16 protein-coding genes are annotated in these 18,687 nt (G+C 70.1%); 7 read left to right on the top strand and 9 right to left on the bottom strand.

Annotated features, from left to right (window positions below):
• The first annotated feature begins 31 nt into the window (after positions 1–31).
• Complete coding sequence (locus tag EGT67_RS07315) at positions 32–541, top strand: nitroreductase/quinone reductase family protein (protein WP_127915411.1); 510 nt, start codon at positions 32–34, stop codon at positions 539–541.
• Positions 542–568: 27 nt separating this feature from the next.
• Here the strand turns inward: EGT67_RS07315 and EGT67_RS07310 are convergent, their stop codons facing one another.
• The 4 genes from EGT67_RS07310 to EGT67_RS07295 all read right to left on the bottom strand — a co-directional run bounded on the left by EGT67_RS07310 (position 569) and on the right by EGT67_RS07295 (position 3,524).
• Positions 569–1,171, bottom strand: coding sequence for a suppressor of fused domain protein (locus EGT67_RS07310; protein WP_127915410.1), 603 nt, complete (start codon positions 1,169–1,171; stop codon positions 569–571).
• 38 nt (positions 1,172–1,209) lie between these two features.
• Positions 1,210–2,223 (bottom strand): glucose-6-phosphate dehydrogenase (coenzyme-F420), encoded by a 1,014-nt coding sequence (gene fgd, locus EGT67_RS07305; protein WP_127915409.1) that lies wholly within the window; start codon positions 2,221–2,223, stop codon positions 1,210–1,212.
• A gap of 75 nt (positions 2,224–2,298) precedes the next feature.
• On the bottom strand, positions 2,299–2,799 hold the full coding sequence (locus EGT67_RS07300; RefSeq protein ID WP_127915408.1) for an RDD family protein: 501 nt from the start codon (positions 2,797–2,799) through the stop codon (positions 2,299–2,301).
• Positions 2,796–3,524: a hypothetical protein gene (locus EGT67_RS07295; protein ID WP_127915407.1), complete on the bottom strand. Its 729-nt coding sequence runs from the start codon at positions 3,522–3,524 to the stop codon at positions 2,796–2,798. Before EGT67_RS07295 ends, EGT67_RS07300 begins: the two co-directional genes overlap by 4 nt.
• A 151-nt stretch (positions 3,525–3,675) precedes the next feature.
• Between EGT67_RS07295 and EGT67_RS07290 the strand changes: the two genes are divergently transcribed.
• Positions 3,676–4,674 carry an alpha/beta hydrolase gene (locus EGT67_RS07290; protein ID WP_127915406.1) on the top strand — a complete coding sequence of 333 codons (999 nt, stop codon included), beginning with the start codon at positions 3,676–3,678 and terminating at the stop codon, positions 4,672–4,674.
• Between the two features lie 64 nt (positions 4,675–4,738).
• Positions 4,739–5,497 carry an HAD-IIA family hydrolase gene (locus tag EGT67_RS07285; RefSeq protein WP_127915700.1) on the top strand — a complete coding sequence of 253 codons (759 nt, stop codon included), beginning with the start codon at positions 4,739–4,741 and terminating at the stop codon, positions 5,495–5,497.
• A 9-nt stretch (positions 5,498–5,506) separates the two neighbouring features.
• On the opposite strand, the gene EGT67_RS07280 is transcribed toward EGT67_RS07285, so the two are convergent.
• A complete protein-coding gene (locus EGT67_RS07280) occupies positions 5,507–6,649 on the bottom strand; it encodes a serine hydrolase domain-containing protein (protein ID WP_241565930.1) in 1,143 nt (380 codons plus the stop codon).
• Between the two features lie 259 nt (positions 6,650–6,908).
• On the opposite strand from EGT67_RS07280, the gene EGT67_RS07275 reads away from it, so the two are divergent.
• The 3 genes from EGT67_RS07275 to EGT67_RS07265 all read left to right on the top strand — a co-directional run bounded on the left by EGT67_RS07275 (position 6,909) and on the right by EGT67_RS07265 (position 13,383).
• The gene (locus EGT67_RS07275) at positions 6,909–8,354 is read left to right on the top strand and encodes an MFS transporter (RefSeq protein ID WP_127915405.1); all 1,446 of its coding nucleotides are present in this window, start codon (positions 6,909–6,911) and stop codon (positions 8,352–8,354) included.
• Between the two features lie 77 nt (positions 8,355–8,431).
• Positions 8,432–11,848 (top strand): ATP-binding protein, encoded by a 3,417-nt coding sequence (locus tag EGT67_RS07270; protein ID WP_127915404.1) that lies wholly within the window; start codon positions 8,432–8,434, stop codon positions 11,846–11,848.
• A 149-nt stretch (positions 11,849–11,997) separates the two neighbouring features.
• Positions 11,998–13,383, top strand: coding sequence for an FAD-binding oxidoreductase (locus EGT67_RS07265; RefSeq protein ID WP_127915403.1), 1,386 nt, complete (start codon positions 11,998–12,000; stop codon positions 13,381–13,383).
• A 34-nt stretch (positions 13,384–13,417) separates the two neighbouring features.
• On the opposite strand, the gene EGT67_RS07260 is transcribed toward EGT67_RS07265, so the two are convergent.
• The 4 genes from EGT67_RS07260 to EGT67_RS07245 all read right to left on the bottom strand — a co-directional run bounded on the left by EGT67_RS07260 (position 13,418) and on the right by EGT67_RS07245 (position 16,974).
• On the bottom strand, positions 13,418–14,779 hold the full coding sequence (locus EGT67_RS07260) for a bifunctional adenosylcobinamide kinase/adenosylcobinamide-phosphate guanylyltransferase (protein WP_206612321.1): 1,362 nt from the start codon (positions 14,777–14,779) through the stop codon (positions 13,418–13,420).
• Positions 14,780–14,801: 22 nt separating this feature from the next.
• The gene (locus EGT67_RS07255) at positions 14,802–16,025 is read right to left on the bottom strand and encodes an O-succinylhomoserine sulfhydrylase (protein WP_127915401.1); all 1,224 of its coding nucleotides are present in this window, start codon (positions 16,023–16,025) and stop codon (positions 14,802–14,804) included.
• Positions 16,022–16,453 (bottom strand): rhodanese-like domain-containing protein, encoded by a 432-nt coding sequence (locus EGT67_RS07250; protein WP_127915400.1) that lies wholly within the window; start codon positions 16,451–16,453, stop codon positions 16,022–16,024. The genes EGT67_RS07255 and EGT67_RS07250 overlap by 4 nt, the downstream gene beginning before the upstream one ends.
• A gap of 98 nt (positions 16,454–16,551) precedes the next feature.
• Positions 16,552–16,974: an Rv0361 family membrane protein gene (locus EGT67_RS07245; RefSeq protein WP_127915399.1), complete on the bottom strand. Its 423-nt coding sequence runs from the start codon at positions 16,972–16,974 to the stop codon at positions 16,552–16,554.
• Positions 16,975–17,286: 312 nt separating this feature from the next.
• Between EGT67_RS07245 and EGT67_RS07240 the strand changes: the two genes are divergently transcribed.
• Positions 17,287–18,651 carry an FAD-dependent oxidoreductase gene (locus EGT67_RS07240; RefSeq protein ID WP_127915398.1) on the top strand — a complete coding sequence of 455 codons (1,365 nt, stop codon included), beginning with the start codon at positions 17,287–17,289 and terminating at the stop codon, positions 18,649–18,651.
• The last annotated feature ends 36 nt before the right edge of the window (positions 18,652–18,687 follow it).

Raw genomic sequence — 18,687 nt, 5'->3', positions numbered from 1 at the left:
GCCTAGTGACGATCGCGCATAATCGGCGTCCATGAGCGAATCGTCATTTCCGGACGTCCGCTGGGGTTCGGAGAACAGCATCCTGCGCCGACCCGGCATCGCGTTCGCGTCGACCAAGCTGGGGTCGTGGACCATCCGCAGGCTCGCGGGTGTGGACCGGCGGCTTCTCGAACGCAGCAAGGGCCGGTTCACCGTCCTGGGTCCGATCGGGGCACCGACCGTCCTGTTGAACACCGTCGGCCGCAAGTCGGGGCAGCGTCGCACCAGCCCGTTGCTGTACATCCGCGACGACGACCGGCTGGTGGTCGTGGGCAGCAACTTCGGGCAGAACCACCACCCCGCGTGGACGTCGAACCTGCTGGCACAGCCCGAGGCGAGCGTGACGATGGCCGGACGCGACATCCCGGTGCTCGCCACGCAGGTGACCGGCGAGGAGAAGGAGCGCCTGTACAAGCAGTTCGTCGAACTGGCCGGCGCCTACGCCGTCTACCAGGGGCGCACCGACCGCGACATCCGGGTGTTCACCCTCGCCCGGCGCTGACCGGCGTCGGCCCGGTTCGGCGGCAGGTCAGACCACCGAGGGGCGGTCGATGTCGGACACGTCGGCGCCCGCCGATTCGAGGCGCGTGAACAGTTCGTCGGTGCCGTGCTTCGAAGCGAACTGCAGTTCGGCGTCGGTGATCGGCACCGCCTGCAGCCACGTGGTCACGTCCTCGTCGCGGTCGACGAGGATCTCGAGGGTGGCCCAGATGAACGGGACGACGAGCAGCACGTGCCGGGTGGAACGGCCCGGGTCCGCGGCGTGAACGGCATTGGGAACGATCGTGTTCGGGGTGACGTGCAGGGATCCCGACGCGATCTGGAACGCGCACTGCGCGAGGACGTCGGAGAGCGGCCGGTAGCCGGCGCGTCCCACGGTGATCAGTTCGGTGCGAATCGGACGGCCGTCGTCGGTGGTGACGTTCGTCGGGAACCGCGACATGTCGAGGGTCGCGTAGGACGCGTAGCCCGGACCGGGGCATCCGTCACCGACCGCGATCGACACCTCGTGCGGGTCCTCGCCGTCTCCGTCGGCGTCGACCGCCGCCCGGAACCGCAACACCTGCGGCGGCACGCCGAATACGTCACCGATTCGGCGTGCCGCGGCCCGGACTTCCTCGCTGGCTTCCATGGGAATCAGCCTAGTTGCAGGTCCGGGGCGAACCGGCGTCAGGCCAACGCGCGCAGGCGCGGTGCGAGGTCGCGCTCGAAGAGGTCGAGGAACCGCTTCTGGTCGTGACCCGGCGCGTGGAACACCAGGTGGTTCAGGCCCGCGTCGAGGTACGGCTTGATCAGCGCAACCGCCTCGTCCGGATCGGACGAGACGATCCACCGCTTGGCGACCTGCTCGATCGGCAACGCGTCCGCCGCGGCCTCCATCTCGATCGGATCCTCGATGCTGTGCTTCTGCTCGGGCGTCAGCGACAACGGCGCCCAGAACCGGGTGTTCTCGAGCGCGGCCGCGGGATCGGTGTCGTACGAGATCTTGATCTCGATCATCCGGTCGATGTCGGCGAAGTTCCGGGCCGCCTTCTCGGCCCCCTCCTTCACCGCCGGGATCAGCTTCTCGGTGTAGAGATCCATGCCCTTGCCGGACGTGCAGATGAAGCCGTCACCGGCACGGCCCGCGTAGCGCGCGACCACCGGACCCCCGGCCGCGACGTAGACGGGGATGCCGCCCTCGGGGACGTCGTAGATCGAGGCGCCCTTGGTGCTGTAGTACTCGCCCTCGAAGTCGACGCGGTCGCCGGTCCACAGGTCGCGCATGAGCTGCACCGACTCGCGCAGGCGGGCGAAACGCTCCTTGAACTCGGGCCATTCGCCCTTGAAGCCGGTCGCGATCTCGTTGAGCGCCTCACCGGTTCCGACACCGAGCATGACGCGTCCCGGGTACAGGCAGCCCATCGTCGCGAACGCCTGCGCCACCACCGCCGGGTTGTAGCGGAACGTCGGAGTCATCACCGACGTGCCCAGCTGCAGACGCTGGGTGCGCTCACCGACCGCCGTCATCCATGCGATCGAGAACGGCGCGTGACCGCCGTTGTGCCGCCAGGGCTGGAAGTGATCGCTCACGGTGACGCTGTCGAGGCCGTGTTCCTCGGCCATCACGCCGAGCTCCACCAGGTCGCGCGGCCCGAACTGCTCCGCGGAGGCCTTCAAACCCAACTTCAGTCCCTGTACCACCGGTTCTCCGATCGTCTACCCGATTCGATTTGGCTTCGAGTATGCCCCGCGTCACTCTCGGGCTGTAGCCCCGTCTCATCGGTCGTGGTCGGTGGGGTGCGCGAGGTCGTGTTCGACGAGATCCGGGGCGGGCGTCCAGTCGTAGACGACTGACGTTCGCAACAGGATGTCCTGGAGGGATCTGCGACGCGGGTCGACGGCGGCCCAGAACAGCCCGAATCCGAAGAGCACGCACAGCACCGCACGGACCGCGCACCGCGGCAGCCGGACCAGTCGGCCGTTACGACTGACCAGGCGCAGACCCATCGCGACCGCGCCGACCGAGCGTCCACTGGTTGCCCAGCACGCCGTCAGGTAAAGCACCGAGAGCCCGAGGAAGGTGGTGATCGACAACAGAAGCTGTGTGTGCGGGAAACGAAACTCCTGCGGCGAGAACAACAACCGAGCGAAGATGAGCGCCGCGTAGATCATGCCCATCAGGAAGAGCACGACACCGATGTCGATGAGGGCCGCCAGCCCGCGGGTGACGATGCCGGCGGGGCGGTGGGCCGGACCCGACTGCCGGACCGCGGTCACGAGTCACCGACTTCGCGACCGAACAGGCGCCCCACGAATCCCGCGACGGCGTCGTCGGCTGCCATGCCCTGTGTCCGCGCGCCGCGCACCGCCTCGGTCGACATCGAACTGGTCGATTCCCGGATGATCCGCGGCAGGTCGACGCCGTCGATGACCTCGTTGGACAGCCCGACCAGGTCGATCCGCTCGATCACCGCGTCCACGTCCACCTTCGCGGCGATCGCGTCGACGTCGACCCTGTCGACGATCCGCCCGATGTCCACCCGATCGACGATCCGCTCGACATCCACCCGACCGGCGACGTCGTCCACGTCCACGCGATCCAGGATCGGCGCGATGTCCACCCGGGCCGCAATGTCGTTCACGTCGACGCGGTCGACGATGTGCCCGATGTCCACCCGGTCGACGATCCGCTCGACGTCGATGCCCTCGGCGATCTCGTCGAGGTCGACGTGCTCGCGCACCACCGTCGTGATGTCCACCTCGGCCAGCGCGGCCGCCACCACCCGGCGAACCACCGCCCGCAGCACGCGGTCGGTGACGGCGTCCGCCGCCCTCAGCGCCTCGGCGCCTCGCGCGTCGAGCGCTGCGACGCCGGCCCCGACAACGGGCAACCGCGACGCGACCTCCAGCGTCGCGGTCGCTGCGAGTCGCGCGCCGTCACCGAGCAGCGCGACGAATCCGGTCACCACGCGTACCGGATCCGAGGTTCGAGTGCCATCCATACAGACATCCAAGACTCAACGGGCAGGATTGTCGACACGCGGGGCCGACGCGTCCGCGATCCGCTCCCCCCGCCGGACGCCGCGCGGATATGCTGTGCTGAGCTTCATTCAGCCGGAAAGCAATTCAGGCCAATTCGGCCGGAGGTGCGCGATGAGAAGCTCCGGAACGACGGTCGGCGCAGCGGCACGCCGGATCCTTCTTTCACTCGTCCTCGTCGGGATGACGGTGGCCTCGATGGTCGGTACTGCGCTCACCGCGCACGCCGCACCGTCGAGCGTCGCGGGCATCGTCCAGGTGAGCGACCGCATAACCCGGATATCGGTGTACTCGCCGTCGATGGACCGCGTGGTCACGAGCGACGTCATCCACCCCGCCGGCGGGGGCCCCGCACCCACGTTCTACCTGCTCACCGGCATCGGCGGCGGCGAGGACGGCATCTCGTGGTTCAACAACACGAAGGTCGCGCAGTTCTTCGCCGACAAGCACGTCAACGTGGTGCTGCCGGTGGGCGGCCGGTACTCGATGTACACCGACTGGGTCGCCGACGATCCCGTGCTGGGCCGCAACAAGTGGCAGACGTTCCTCACCCGCGAACTGCCGCCCGTGATCGACCGTCAGTTCGGCACCACCGGCGTCAACGCGATCGGCGGGGTGTCGATGGGGGCCGGGCCGGTGCTCGACCTCGCGATCCAGGCACCCGACGTCTACCGCGCCGTCGGCTCGTACAGTGGCTGCGCCCAGACCAGCGATCCGAACGGGCAGGCGATGGTCCGATCGATGGTCGAACTGCGCGGCGGGGGCAACGCGGCCAACATGTGGGGTCCCAGTGGTGGCCCCCTGTGGATCCAGCACGACCCCGTCGTGCAGGCGGAACGACTGCGCGGCAAGGCTTTGTACCTGTCCGCCGCGTCCGGCGTGCCCGGACCGATCGACGACCACAACCCGCTGCTGACCATCCCGCAGGCGATCGGCGGCGGAGTGGTGGAGGCGATCACCCAGGGTTGCACCGCGGTCATGGACGCGCGACTGCGCTCGCTCGGGATCCCCGCGACGGTCGTCTACCGCAATCAGGGCAGTCATTCGTGGGGCCTGTTCGAGGCCGAGATGCAGGATTCGTGGGCGGTGATCGGGCCGGCGATCGGCGGGTGATCGGCGGGTGACGGATACTGGGGTCGTGAGCACCGACGAGCGGAACCCCGGCTGGACCTACCTCATGGACATGGACGGGGTGCTGGTCCACGAGGAACACATCATTCCCGGCGCCGACCACTTCCTCGCGGAACTGCAGGAGGCCGGTACCCCCTTCATCGTGCTGACCAACAACTCCATCCGCACCCCGCGGGACCTGCGCGCCCGACTGCTGCGCAGCGGTCTCGACATCCCCGAGCAGTCGATCTGGACGTCGGCGCTCGCGACCGCGACCTTCCTGAGGAATCAGCGCCCGGGCGGAAGTGCTTACGTGGTGGGCGAATCCGGCCTCACCACGGCGCTGCACGAGATCGGCTACGTCCTCACCGACAACGACCCGGACTACGTCGTGCTCGGCGAGACCCGCACCTACTCGTTCGAGGCGATCACCACCGCGATCCGCCTGGTGGAGCGGGGTGCCCGGTTCATCGCCACCAACCCGGACGCGACGGGCCCGTCCCGTGAGGGCTCGCTGCCGGCGACGGGTTCGGTGGCCGCGCTCATCACCCGCGCCACCGGCCGCGAACCGTACTACGTGGGCAAACCGAACCCGCTGATGATGCGGTCGGCGCTGCGCGCGATCGGGGCGCACTCGGAGAACACGCTGATGATCGGCGACCGGATGGACACCGACGTCGTGTCGGGACTCGAGGCCGGCCTGCAGACCATCCTGGTGCTCAGCGGCATCTCCACCCGCGAGACCGTCGAGACGTTCCCCTACCGGCCGACGCTGGTGCTGGAATCGGTCGCCGACCTGGTGGGGCGGACCGCGGACCCGTTCTGAATCGGCCGCTCACCCGATCGCGGCGTACGCGGCCTCGATCAGGCGGCAGGCGCGGCGGTCACCGGCGAAGTAGTCGCGCTTGAGGTTCGGGACGAACGCGAAGGCCAACCCGTGCGCGAGGTCACCCAACCCCACGGCCCCGCCCGCGCCCGGATGCCCGAACGCGGTCGCGCGGGCCACCTCGGGCAGCTCGAAACTCTGTGCGGGAAGCATGAATCCGAGGCCGTACGCGCTGTCGGTCAGCAGCACCCGGTCCCGTCCGCGCGCCCGCTCGTCCAGCGCGTTCTGCAGGGTCGCGCCGCACAGCGTCACCCCGTGCACCAGGTCCCGGTAGAACCCCGCCAGCGCGCGGGCGGTCGTGACCATGCCCGCGGCCGGCCAGCCGCCGCCGAGCAGCGTCGGATCGTTGTACGACGCAGCCGGATTGGTGGTCGCCCGGAACAGCAACGAACCTGCCTGCGCATACGCGGCGCCGATCCGGGTCTGGGTCGCGATGTCGGTCAGCGGCGACGCCGGTTCCCCTCGCCGCGGGACCGTGATCCGCGCCGCCCGCGCGATCGTCCCGGGGGGCGCCCCGATCCACAGGTCCGAGCCGAACTCCTGGCGCGCGAACTGCCCCACCGTCATCCCGGTGTGCCGCCGCACCAGTTCGCCGACCAGCCAACCGAACGTGAGCGCGTGGTAGCCGTGCGCCGTTCCGGGCTCCCACTCCGGGGCCTGACCGGCGAGACGCTCCGCCATCGCGACCGGATCGGCCGCCTGCGCCACCGACACCGGGCCGTCGAACGCCGGGAGCCCTGCCTGGTGGGTGAGCACATGCTCGACGGTGATGTCGGCCTTGCCGTTCCGGGCGAACTCCGGCCACCACCGGGCGACGGGGTCGTCGAGCGTGACGTACCCGCGTTCGGCGAGCAGCAACGCGGACGCCGCCGTCACCGCCTTGGTGCACGAGAACACCACGCACGGGGTGTCCCACGCCCACTCGCGCCCGGTCTTCCGGTCGGCGACCCCGCCCCACAGGTCCACGACGGGCCGGCCGTCCGCGAACACCGCGACCGCCGCGCCCAGGTTCTGCCCGTCCGCGAAGCTCTCCTCGAACACCTCACGGACACCCTCGAACGCCGAATCACATTGACCCTGTACAGATGCCATGAACACCTCGAATCGGGCGTACCCCACTGAAGTCCCGGTTGTCAGGCTAGGACGCACCCCGCGTGCGGTGCGTCGATTCTCCCGATCGAGCCCAGAATGCGTGTTGTGTGGCGGCATCGGGCCGACGAAAGTTGCACGTCGGCCGCTCGGGCCGGACGCCTCCAAGGGTTTCACCCGGTGTGGGCCAAGCGCGCGGGCACACGGTGGGGACGGCGCGAGAACCCTCGTGCCGCTCCCTCCGACACACCGAGGACACCCGATGCCGGTCGAGACAGTTCCGAAGAGCGTCGCAACGCGACGCGCAACCCTGATCGTGGTCTGCGTGACCACGGCGATGTTGATGCTCGACATCGCCGTGGTCAACACCGCCCTTCCCTCCATCGCGGTCGATCTCGACACCGGCGTGAGCGGGCTGCAGTGGGTCGTCGACGCCTACACGCTGGCGCTGGCGACCGTGGTCCTCAGCGCCGGATCGTGGGCTGACCGGCGTGGACGTCGCTACGTGTTCGAAGTCGGCATCGCGGCGTTCACCGCCGCCTCGCTGATCTGCACGGTGGCGCCGGACATCTGGGTGCTCGACCTTGCACGCACGGTGCAGGGGGTCGGCGCTGCCGTCATGTTCGCCTGCTCGCTCGCACTCCTCGCCGACGTGTTCGAGAAGGGGCCCGCGCGCACCACGGCGCTGGCCGCGTACGGCGCCACGATCGGCGGGGCGTTCGCGATCGGTCCGCTGGTCGGCGGCCTGCTGACCGAGCTGGTGAACTGGCGGGCCATCTTCCTGATCAACGTCCCGATCGGACTGCTCACTCTCGCCGTCACCGTCAGATGGGTGCCGGAATCGCGGGACCCGAACCCTCGCGGTGCCGACGTGATCGGACAGATCCTCGTCTGTATCGGCTTGGGCGCACTCGTCTTCGGGCTGTTGCGCGGCAACGAGGTCGGATGGACCTCGCCGGCGACGGTTGTCGCCCTCGTCGTCGGTGCCGTCGCGCTCATCGGATTCGTCGGATACGAGCTGCGGGCGCGTGAACCGATGCTGCCGCCGAAGCTGCTGACGAACCGGGCGTTCGCGGGCGCACAGGTCGCGGCCTTCGCGATCTCGGCATCGTTGTTCGCAGTGTTCGTCTACACCACTATCTACCTGCAGAACATCCTGCACTTGTCGCCGGTCGAGGCGGGGTTGGTGTACCTGCCCGCGACGGTCGCCATGTTCGTCGTCGCGGGCGCCACCGCGAAACTCGACGGCCGGATCCCGGTGTCGGTCACGCTGACCGCTTCGCTGATCTTGGTGGCTTCGGGTTTGGTGATGATGACCGTCGTCGACGTGTCCAGCTCGAAGTACGCGATCCTGCCCGGGTTCGCCGTCGCCCTGGTGGGCGCGGGAGTGTTCAATCCGGTGATGAGCGGGCTGGTGCTCGGGGAGAGCACCGCCGACCACTTCGGGTTGGCCGCCGGGATCAACGACGCATTCCGCCAGACCGGGATCGCGGTGGGCGTGGCCGGTCTCGGAGCCCTCCTTCCCGCGCAGTCGATGCTGCCGGGCGGATCGCCGGAGGACTTCGTCTCGGGCCTCCACGCCGCGCTGATGGTCGCCGCACTCGTCGCGGCGCTGGGAGCGCTGGTCTGCGCGGCCACTCTGCCCGCGCGACGTTCCGCGCGTCGGAGCGCCGACGGTGCCGGTGAGGTCGTTTCGGTGGTGCGATGATCGTTTCGCCGTACGTCGACACCTCTCGGTCCCTACACTCGTGCAGTCCGGAGTCGTCGTGTACGAGGAGTCCACAGATGATCTATCGGCTGCTCGGACCGCTGGAGGTGGCCCACACCGACTCCGGTGACGAGATCCTCGATCTGGGGCCGCGCAAGCAACGCGCGGTCCTGGCCGTCCTGCTGCTCGGTCGCGGGCGGGTGGTGTCCACCGCCCGCCTCGTCGACGCCCTCTGGGGGGACGATGCGCCCGCGAGCGCCATGGCGAGCATCCAGGCGTACATCTCGAACCTGCGCCGGGTGCTCCGCGTCGAGACCGGAGCCACCTCGCCGATCGTGCGGCAACCGCCGGGTTATGTCCTCGACGTCTCGACGGACGAGGTCGATCTGGTGAGTTTCCTCGACGACGCCGAGGACGCTCGGCGTCTCGCGGAGGACGGGGCGTGGGAACCGGCTCTGAAGACCGCCGACCGGGCGCTCGCAGCAGTCCGGGGGCCGTTGCTCGAGGACCTGGCCGACGAGCCGTGGGTTCAGGTGGAGGCCGCGGGCTTCGACGAGGTACGGACAGAATGCAGGGAGACCCGGATCACTGCGCTGCTCGCGCTGGGGCGGATCCCGCCCGCCCTCGTGGAGGCGGCCCAGTTGTGCAGCGAATTCCCGTACCGGGACCGAACCTGCTGGCTCCGGATGCTCGCCCTGCACCGGGCCGGCCGGTCGTCGGAGGCGTTGGGGTGGTTCCGGTCGCACGTCGATCGGCTCGACGCCGAGCTGGGCCTCGCGCCCGGGACCGAGTTGCGCGCACTCCAGAGCGCGATCCTGCGCCACGATCCGGGTCTCGCGGCCTGGCCGCGCACACCGGGATGGACCGGGGCGGAACAGGTTCCGCTGCCCGTGTCTCAGTCCTCGAGCGCCGACGCACCCGGGGCGGGCGACGCGGTCGGCGAGGAGGGAACAGTCCGCGTGTTCGTCGGGCGTCGAGGCGAAACCCTCGTGATCGAGCGGATGCTCGACGACGTACTCGCCGGGTCCACGCGGTGGCTGGCACTCACCGGCCCGGCCGGGATCGGGAAGACCCGGTTGGCCGAGGAGTGCGCCGCGCGGACGGTGGCCGTCGGGGGGACGGCGGTGTGGGCGCGGTGCCCGGAGGACGACGGCGCACCGGCCTGGTGGCCGATCCGCCGACTGGTGCGTGAGCTCGGCGGCGACGCGGACGCGGTGCTGATTCCGCCGACCGGCGTCGACCCGGACGAGGCGCGGTTCGCCGTGTACGAACGGGTGCTGGAGGTGATCGAGGCCGCGGTCGCGGGCAAGCCCGCGCTGACCGTCGTCGTCGACGACATACAGTGGGCCGACCCGACTTCGCTGCGGTGCCTGTCGTATCTGGTGGGTGCGCTCCTCCACCGTCCGGTGTGTTTCGTGTTGACGTTGCGTGACACCGGAATCGGAACGGTCGGCGCTCTCGTCGATGCGGTGCTGCGCGGGGAAGGCAACCGGCACGTCGCGGTGCCGCCGTTGGGACCGGCCGAGGTCGAGGAGCTGGCCAGCCACGTCGCCGGTGAGCGGATCGGTCCGGCCCAGGTCCAGGTCCTGACCGACCGGACCGGGGGCAACCCGCTGTTCGTCTCGGAGTACGCGCGACTGCCGCGCGACGAGCGACTCGGCGACGAGATACCGATGGTCGTGCGGTCGGTGCTGGGCAGACGACTCGCGGCCGTGGAACCGGCGGTGTTGCAGGTGCTTCGAGTGGCGGCCGTGCTCGGCGACGCCATCGAGGTCGATCTCCTGGCCGCGGCGTCCCGCCTCGACCTGGACGCGCTCGCCGACCACCTCGACGAGGCGGCGGACGAACGCATCATCGTGACTGCGCCCGGAGCACGGGGATACGTCTTCGCGCACGGACTGCTGCGGAACGAGGTCCTCGAGGCAATGCCCGCGTTGCGACGTCAGCGCATCCACGCACGGGTCGCCGAGATCCTGGCGGACTCCTCCGATGCGGATCGCGCCAGTCGGCGTGCCCAACATCTCTGCGCCGCACTGCCACTGGTGGATGCGCGCGCGGTGCTCGACGCGTGCACCGTCGCGGCCCGGGAGGCGACGGAACGATGGAGTTCGGAGACCGCCGCGCACTGGTGGGAGACCGCCGTCCAGATATTCGACCAGCTGCCCGCGCCGGAACGGTCGCCCGACGATCGTGACGATCTGCTGGTGGCCCGGGTGGAGGCACTGGCCCGCGCCGGTCGCGGGCAGACCGTCCTCGACGTCGTCGGTGCCGGTCTGCTCGAGGCGGTGCGCGAAGGGCGCACCTCGGGCGCGGGGCGACTGGCGGCCGCACTCCTGCGCGCCGCGGGAGGGTGGCCGTGGGTGTCGTACGGCCGGGATCCGGGGCCGCTCCTCGAACGCCTCGACGCACTGGGCCCGTTCGTCGAGGCGGATCCCGTCGCGCACTCCCGGATCCTGTCCGCGCTCGCGGTGGGCAACTGCTACCACCCGGATTCCACAGTGCCCGAAGGTATGAGCCGGCGCGCGCTCGAACTGGCTCGGGCCCAGGGTGATCCGGATGTGATCGCCGATGCGCTACTGGGCCGGATCCTCCTGTTCTCCGGAGTGGCGCGGCATGGTCGGGAATCGGTCGAACTGCTGACCGAGCTGCTGGAACTGCCGCACCAGCAGTCGCGGGTCGACGACGTCATCGTGCACACGGTCGCGAGCATGACGCAGATGAATCTCGCGAACGTCGATGCCGCCGCCGCACACGTGCGGCAGGGAATCATCGGCTGCGACCTGTTGCGCCTGCCCGTGGTTCGAGTCCAGCTCAGGTGGATGGAAGGCACGCTCGCGGAGTGGCGTGGAGACCTCGAACAAGCTGCGCGACAGTACGACACGGCGCGGCAGATCCATCTGCAAACCGAGCTGTACACCGCAGGGAGCGCCGACCTCGCTCAGAACACCCTGAAATGGGAGCAGGGTGAGCTGGCCGGTACGACACCCGGCTTCGTCGAGCCGAGGGCATGGAGTATCGCGATCGCGGCGGCACGGGGCGATCGGCGGGCCGCGGTCGAAGGCATCGCGCGCTGGACGTCGGACCCGGGGCCGGACGTGTGGACCACGCTGGGACACCAGACGCTGCTCGCCCATATCGTCGCCGATCTGTCCCTGGTCGAGTACGCCGACCTGTTCCTCGAACGTCTCGCGCCCTTCACGGACCGGATCGCGACCGTGGGGCAAGTGGGGGTCGTCGGTACGGTCGCCGAGGCGTCCGCACGCCTGCACGCCGTGCTGGGGCAGACCGATCAGGCGTCGGCCCGAATGGAGGAGGCGGAGCAGATCGCACACCGCACGTCGGGTGCGCCCACGCTGCTGCGGTGCAGACTGCTTCGCGCGCAACTCGAACCCGACTCGTCCGGGCGTGCCGGCGAACTGTCCGCCGTCGCCGAGGAATCGGCACGCCGCGGGATGCACGGGTTGGCGGCACAGGCACGGTCGCTGCTCGCGTGAGCCCGAGCCGGAGCCCCGACGTCATCGACGGGTCCCTCGCGCTTGGCGAAAACTTGGAGCCACGGTCTCGCGGCGCACAAGAACCACCCAAGTGGGTCCGGACATTCTTTCTTTCACGCCCCGAGAGTGGACGACGAAAGGAAGCTTCCATGGACCTCCAGACCCCGGTGAGCGACGAGACGATCGCGTCACTCCGTGCATGTCTGACCGGATCGATCGCCCTTCCCGGCGAACCGGGATACGAACTGACGACGCCGTGGAACCTGGCCGTCCCGGTCACCCCCCGTGCGGTCGTCGCGGCCGCGAATGCGGACGATGTCGCGGCCGCGGTCCGCTTCGCCGGGCAGCACGGACTCCGGGTTGCCGTGCAGCGCACCGGGCACGGCGCGGTTGCCGTGAGCGGGGACGTCCTGTTGGTGCACACCGGGCGACTGAACGAGTGCGTCGTCGACCCCGACACCCGCACCGCGCACATCGGGGCCGGCGCGATCTGGCAGGACGTCCTCGACGCGGCGGCGCCCCACGGCTTGGCGCCGCTGACGGGCTCCTCCGCCACGGTCGGCGTGGCAGGCTTCCTCACCGGCGCGGGCATCGGCCCGCTGGTGCGAACCTACGGGCTGTCCTCCGACCACGTACGGGCGTTCGACGTCGTCACCGGTGGCGGTGAGCAGTTGCACGTCACACCGGACGAGCATGCCGAGCTGTTCTGGGGCCTGCGCGGCGGCAAGGCGACACTGGGGATCGTCACGGCGGTGGAGATCGACCTGCTGCCGCTCTCCCGGATCTACGGTGGCGCTCTCTACTTCGACGGTGCCGATGCTGCGGTGGTCGCGCATGCCTGGCTCGACTGGTGCCGCGACCTGCCCGAGCACAGCTCGACGTCGATCGCGTTCCTGCAGCTCCCTCCGCTGCCGCAGATCCCGCCCCCGCTCGCGGGCCGGCTCACGGTCGCCGTCCGATTCGCCAGTGTCGCAGACGAGCCCGAGGCCGAGGCCGAACTCGCGCGCCTGCGCGCGGTGGCGACGCCGCTGATCGACGCCGTGGGCCCGATGCCGTACGCGGCGCTGTCCGCGATCCACGCCGATCCGGTCGACCCGATGCCGACCCACGAGCTCAGTGCCCTCACCCATCCGTTGTCACACGACGCCGTCGACGCCCTGCTCGCGGTCGCCGGACCGGGTTCCGGATCGCCGCAGACGGTGATCGAACTCCGACTGCTCGGTGGTGCGCTGGCCCGCGAACCCCGCCATCGCAGCGCCTTCTGCCACCGAGACGCCTCGTTCGCGCTGATGGTCGTGGGTGTCCTCGCTCCGCCCCTCGCCGAGGCGGTCGTCGAGCACGCGCGCGTCGTCGAACAGTCCGTGGCCACGTGGGTCACCGGAGGCACGCTGCCCAATTTCGCCGCGAGCGCCGACCCGGAACGGATCGCCCGGTCCTACGACGAGGACACCTGGCACTGGCTCGGCGCGCTGGCGAACGACCTCGACCCACGCGGAGTCCTGCACGTCGGTCAGGTCGTGCGCCCCCCGTCGTGAGGACGGTGCGACCCTCTGGGGACACGTTCCCATATCAGGCGTCCAGGCCCGCCCGCAGCCGCGTCGGCACTCCCGCGACCACCAGCACGACGGACTCGGACTCGGCCGCCACGGCGGAATTCACCCGGCCGAGCAGGTCACGGAAGCGTCGGCCCGCGGCCGTCGGCGGCACCACCCCGCTGCCCACCTCGTTGCTCACCGCCACGATCCGCACGCGCGCCGCCCGCCACGCCGCCAGCAGATCCGCGACGTCGGCGTCCACCGCGCCCCAGTCGCCGCCGGTCCACACGCCGTGGTGGTCGAGGCGCCCGGTCAGCCAGGTGCCGAGGCAGTCGAGCAGCACCGGTGCCCGCGCGGCGGCCAGTGCCGCCGCGACGTCGGTGGTCTCCACGGTCGTCCACCCCGACGGGCGCCGGGCGCGGTGCAGCGCGACACGCTCGGCCCACTCCCGGTCCCCCTCCTGCACCCCGCCCGTCGCGAGATAGGTGACGCGCGGTTCGGCGGCGAGCACCGCCTCGGCGTACGTCGACTTGCCGGCGCGGGCGCCGCCGAGGACGAGCGTGCGCGACGACGTCCGCGCGCGCGGCGCCGACTGCCCGATCCGGACCACCGCGCCGTCGTCGACGATCCGTGCGCCCCACGGCGCCAGGCGTTCCGACAGTTCCGGCGTCGGCGGGTTGTGGTGGCTCAGGTGTACCGCGACGACGTCGGTGGAATCGGTGACGGCGCCGACGGCGCGCAGCGCGGCGAGCGTCCGCGGGAAGCTCGTCAGATCGTGGTGTCCGGCACCGAGATCGGTGCGGGTACCGAAGGTCTGCTCGAGGAACACCGCGTCGTAGCGGGCGTCCTGGACGGCGTCGAGGGTGGACGCCGGCAGCGGACCGGTGTCGGTCGCCCACAGTAGGCGGTCCCCGTCGGACGCGGCGATGTCGTAGAGGACGCTGTCGCCGTCACGGAAGACCCGATGCGCGGCCTCGAGCACCCGGATCTCGTAGCCGCCGAGGGCAATTCGATCACCGGGGACGACCGGGACGAACCGAACCGGATCGTCCGGCCCCACCCAGTCGCGGCACAGGTCGAGCGCCTCGGCCGGGCCGACGACGTCGAGCGGCTGATCGCGCCGCACCCACGATCGGAACAGCAGCGCCGCCGGACCCACGTGGTCGGGGTGGGCGTGGGTGAACAGGATGTGCCGGACGGCGTCGAGGGGCCGCCCGGCGCGGACCGCCGCCCGTGGGATCTCCGGGCCGCAGTCCAGCAGCAGCACGTCGTCCACCAGCGCGGCCGTCTGCCCGCGGATCTCCCCGCGCGCGGCGGCGGTGCGGCACGACGCGCACACGCAGAAGGGGTTGGGCCATCCGTCGGCACTGCCGGTGCCCAGCAGTGCTACCTCGATGGTCCAACCCCTCCCGTGCGTGTCAGCGCAGCGCCTGCGCCAGATCCTCGAGCAGGTCCTCCGGATCCTCCAGGCCCACCGACAGGCGCACGACGCCGTCGGACAGACCGATCGCGGCACGCCCCTCCGGGCCCATCGCGCGGTGCGTGGTGGTGGCCGGGTGGGTGATGAGCGACTTGGAGTCGCCGAGGTTGTTCGAGATGTCGATGACGCGCAGCTTGTTCAGCAGTTCGAAGGCGCGCTTCTTGCCCTCACCCTCGGCCGAGTCCAGCTCGAACGTCACGACCGTGCCGCCGCCGCTCATCTGCGACTTGGCCAGCTCGTACTGCGGGTGCGACTCCAGGAACGGGTACTTGACCCAGCGGACCGACGCCTCGGCCTCGAGGAACCGCGCGATGCGCAGCGCGCTGTCCACCGAGTGGCCCACCCGCAGTGGCATCGTCTCGAGACCCTTGAGCAGCGTGTGCGCGTTGAACGGGCTCAGCGCCGGACCGGTGTGCCGGATCAGCTGCTGCACCGGGCCGTCGATGTAGTCCTTCGGGCCCAGGATCGCGCCGCCGAGGACGCGGCCCTGACCGTCGATGTGCTTGGTGCCCGAGTACACGATCACGTCGGCGCCCAGGTCGAGGCTGCGCTGCAGCAACGGGGTGGCGAAGACGTTGTCGAGGACCACCTTCGCGCCGGCCGCGTGCGCCATCTCCGACACCCTGCGGACGTCGACGAGGGTCTGCATCGGGTTCGACGGCGTCTCGAAGAACACCGCGGTGGTCGGCACCGACAGCGCCTGCTCCCACTGTTCGAGGTCCTCGCCGTCGACGAAGACGGTCTCGACGCCCCAGCGCGGCAGGATCTCGTTGCACACCACGAAGCACGAACCGAACAGGCTGCGGGCGGCGACCAGGCGGTCGCCCTTGCCGAGCAGCGCGCCGAGCGCGGTGAACACCGCGGACATGCCGGACGCGGTCGCGTAGCAGCCCTCGGCGCCGTCGAGCAGCCGCAGCCGCTCCTCGAACATCTTCACCGTGGGGTTGCCGTACCGGGAGTAGACGAAGTGGTCGACCTCACCGGTGAACGCCTGCTCGGCGGCCTCGGCGGACTCGTACACGAAGCCCGAGTTGAGATAGATCGCCTCGGACGTCTCTTCGAAGCCGGAGCGCAGCGTGCCGCCGCGGACACCGAGGGTGGCCGGGCGCACCGAGTCGGGCAGCGTCTTGCGGAAGGACCCGCCCTGCGGGATGGCGCTCACGACTGCGTCCAGGGCAGGCCGAGGGCGCGCCAGCCGCTGGTGCCGCGGCGCCCGTCCGCTCCGAGTCCGCCCTCGAACCCGTCGAGCACGTTGTAGGCGGGGCCGATTCCGGCCGCGGTGGCGGCCTCGGCGGCACCGATCGAGCGCTGGCCGGAACGACACAGGAAGATGACCGGGCGCGAGGACTCCGCGTCGGCGCCGCCGACGATCCCGGCCTCGACGAGCTGGTCGACGAAGGACTCGTTGCGCGCACCCGTGGGGTAGCTCACCCATTCGATGAGCACGGTCCGGCGGTCGATCGACGACGTGTCGGGCACGCCGACGTATCGCCACTCCGCGTCGGTCCGCACATCCACGAGCACGGCGTCCGGATGTTCGCGCAGCAGCTCCCAGGCTTGCTGCGGCGTAATGTCTCCTGCGTAGCTCACCGCCCCAGCTTTCCACAGAGGCCGGAGGGACGTAGCACGTGGATGGCCCGAAACGCGAGAACCGCTCGAGCCGGGCGCGTCAGTGGCGTCGGTTGGCGTCAGTTGCAGACGAGCCAGCGACCGTCGCCCTGGACGAACTGCCACGACGACGACGTCGCACCCTTGCCGTCGTTGGCGTTGATGCGCACATCCGCAGTGGCGTCGCTACCGTTGACCCGAGCGTTCGACACCTCCTCGACCGTCACCTCGCCCTCACGGCCGGCGAGCGGCGAGCGCTCGTCGACGAAGGCGTCGCACACCATCCGGTCGACGCCCTCGGGGTCGTCGTTGTTGGCCGCGCGGACGAAGTCGGTGGCCGACGCGTTCAGCCGGTCGGCCTCGGTCCGGTTCTCGTCGGCCGGCGAGATCAGCGCCGAGACGATAATTCCGATCATCACGATCGCGACTATTGACACGGCGAGGAGAAACGGCTTCATCGTCGCGCGGGAGGGGTCCTCGGCGGGTTCGTGCTGGTCGGTCATACCTGCGATTTTCTCCTGTACGCCCGGGTCACCCTCGCGCGGGTCCCGAACAGTCGAAGGCACAAACATCGTTTGTGACCCCCCAAACGGGAGCGTGGTACCCGGAGGCAGCTCACACCTCGACCATGGGGTGCCGCCGCGTCGCGGGTTCTAGCATGAAGGCGGGGGACGGTTCCCGCCAGGGAATCCGCCACCCGCGACAGCCGGGCGACGACTCGGTGTTAGGTAGGGCTCACTTCGACCCGGAGCCGCACGTACGCTGTCACCCGAACACATGCCCGTCCGTCCAATCGAAAAGGTAGTTCGCCTCAGATGACTGACCAGACTCGTCCACTGCGCGTGGCCATCGTCGGCGCCGGCCCGGCCGGCATCTACGCCGCCGATGCGCTCATGAAGTCCGACACCGAGGTGAGCATCGACCTGTTCGAGCGGATGCCGGCCCCGTTCGGCCTCATCCGATACGGCGTCGCACCGGACCACCCGCGAATCAAGGGCATCATCACCGCGCTGCACAAGGTCCTCGACAAGGACGCCGTCCGCCTGCTCGGCAACATCGACTACGGCACCGACATCACCCTCGAGGACCTGCGCCGCTTCTACGACGCGGTCATCTTCTCGACCGGCGCCAACGCGGACCGCGCGCTGAGCATCCCGGGCATCGACCTGGACGGCTCCTACGGTGCCGCGGACTTCGTCTCCTGGTACGACGGCCACCCGGACGTGCCGCGCACGTGGCCGCTCGAGGCGGAGAAGGTGGCCGTGCTGGGCGTCGGCAACGTCGCGCTCGACATCGCCCGCGTGCTCGCCAAGACCGGCGACGAACTGCTGCCCACCGAGATCCCCGCGAACGTGTACGAGGGCCTGAAGAACAACAAGGCAGTCGAGGTCCACGTGTTCGGCCGCCGCGGTCCCGCCCAGGCCAAGTTCACGCCGCTCGAGCTGCGCGAGCTGGACCACTCCCCGACCATCGAGGTCATCGTCGACCCCGAGGACATCGACTACGACGAGGGCTCCGAGGTCGCGCGCCGCAGCTCCAAGCAGGTCGACATGGTCGCCAACACGCTGCAGGACTGGGCGATCCGCGACCAGGGCGACCGCCCCCACAAGCTGTTCCTGCACTTCTTCGAGTCCCCGCACGAGGTGCTCGGCGAGGACGGCAAGGTCGTCGGCCTGCGCACCGAGCGCACCGAACTGGACGGCACCGGCAACGTCCGCGGCACCGGCAAGTTCAACGACTGGGACGTCCAGGCCGTCTACCGCGCCGTCGGCTACCTGTCGCAGAACATCCCGTCGATCCCGTTCGACGACCAGGCCGGCACCGTCCCCAACGAGGCGGGGCGCGTCATCGGCGAGGACGGCAAGCACATCGACGGCACGTACGTCACCGGCTGGATCAAGCGCGGCCCGGTCGGCCTGATCGGCCACACCAAGGGCGACGCCAACGAGACCATCGCCTGCCTGCTCGAGGACGCCCCCGACTTCGCGGGCGCGGCCGAGCCGGGCGAGGACGCGGTCATCGAGTTCCTCGAGAACAAGGGCATCCCCTACACCACGTGGCAGGGCTGGTACCGCCTCGACGCGCACGAGCGTTCGCTCGGCGAGCCCGAGGGCCGCGAGCGCATCAAGGTCGTCGAGCGCGAGGACATGCTGCGCGCCAGCGAGCCGCACAAGGCCTGATTCTTCGGGCTCACAGCCGACGGGTCCCGTCGTACG

It is taken from the genome of Prescottella agglutinans (genome assembly GCF_004011865.1).
Lineage (GTDB): Bacteria > Actinomycetota > Actinomycetes > Mycobacteriales > Mycobacteriaceae > Prescottella > Prescottella agglutinans.
Note: the sequence above shows the minus strand (reverse complement) of the source record. Positions and strands in the feature narration are given on the sequence as shown.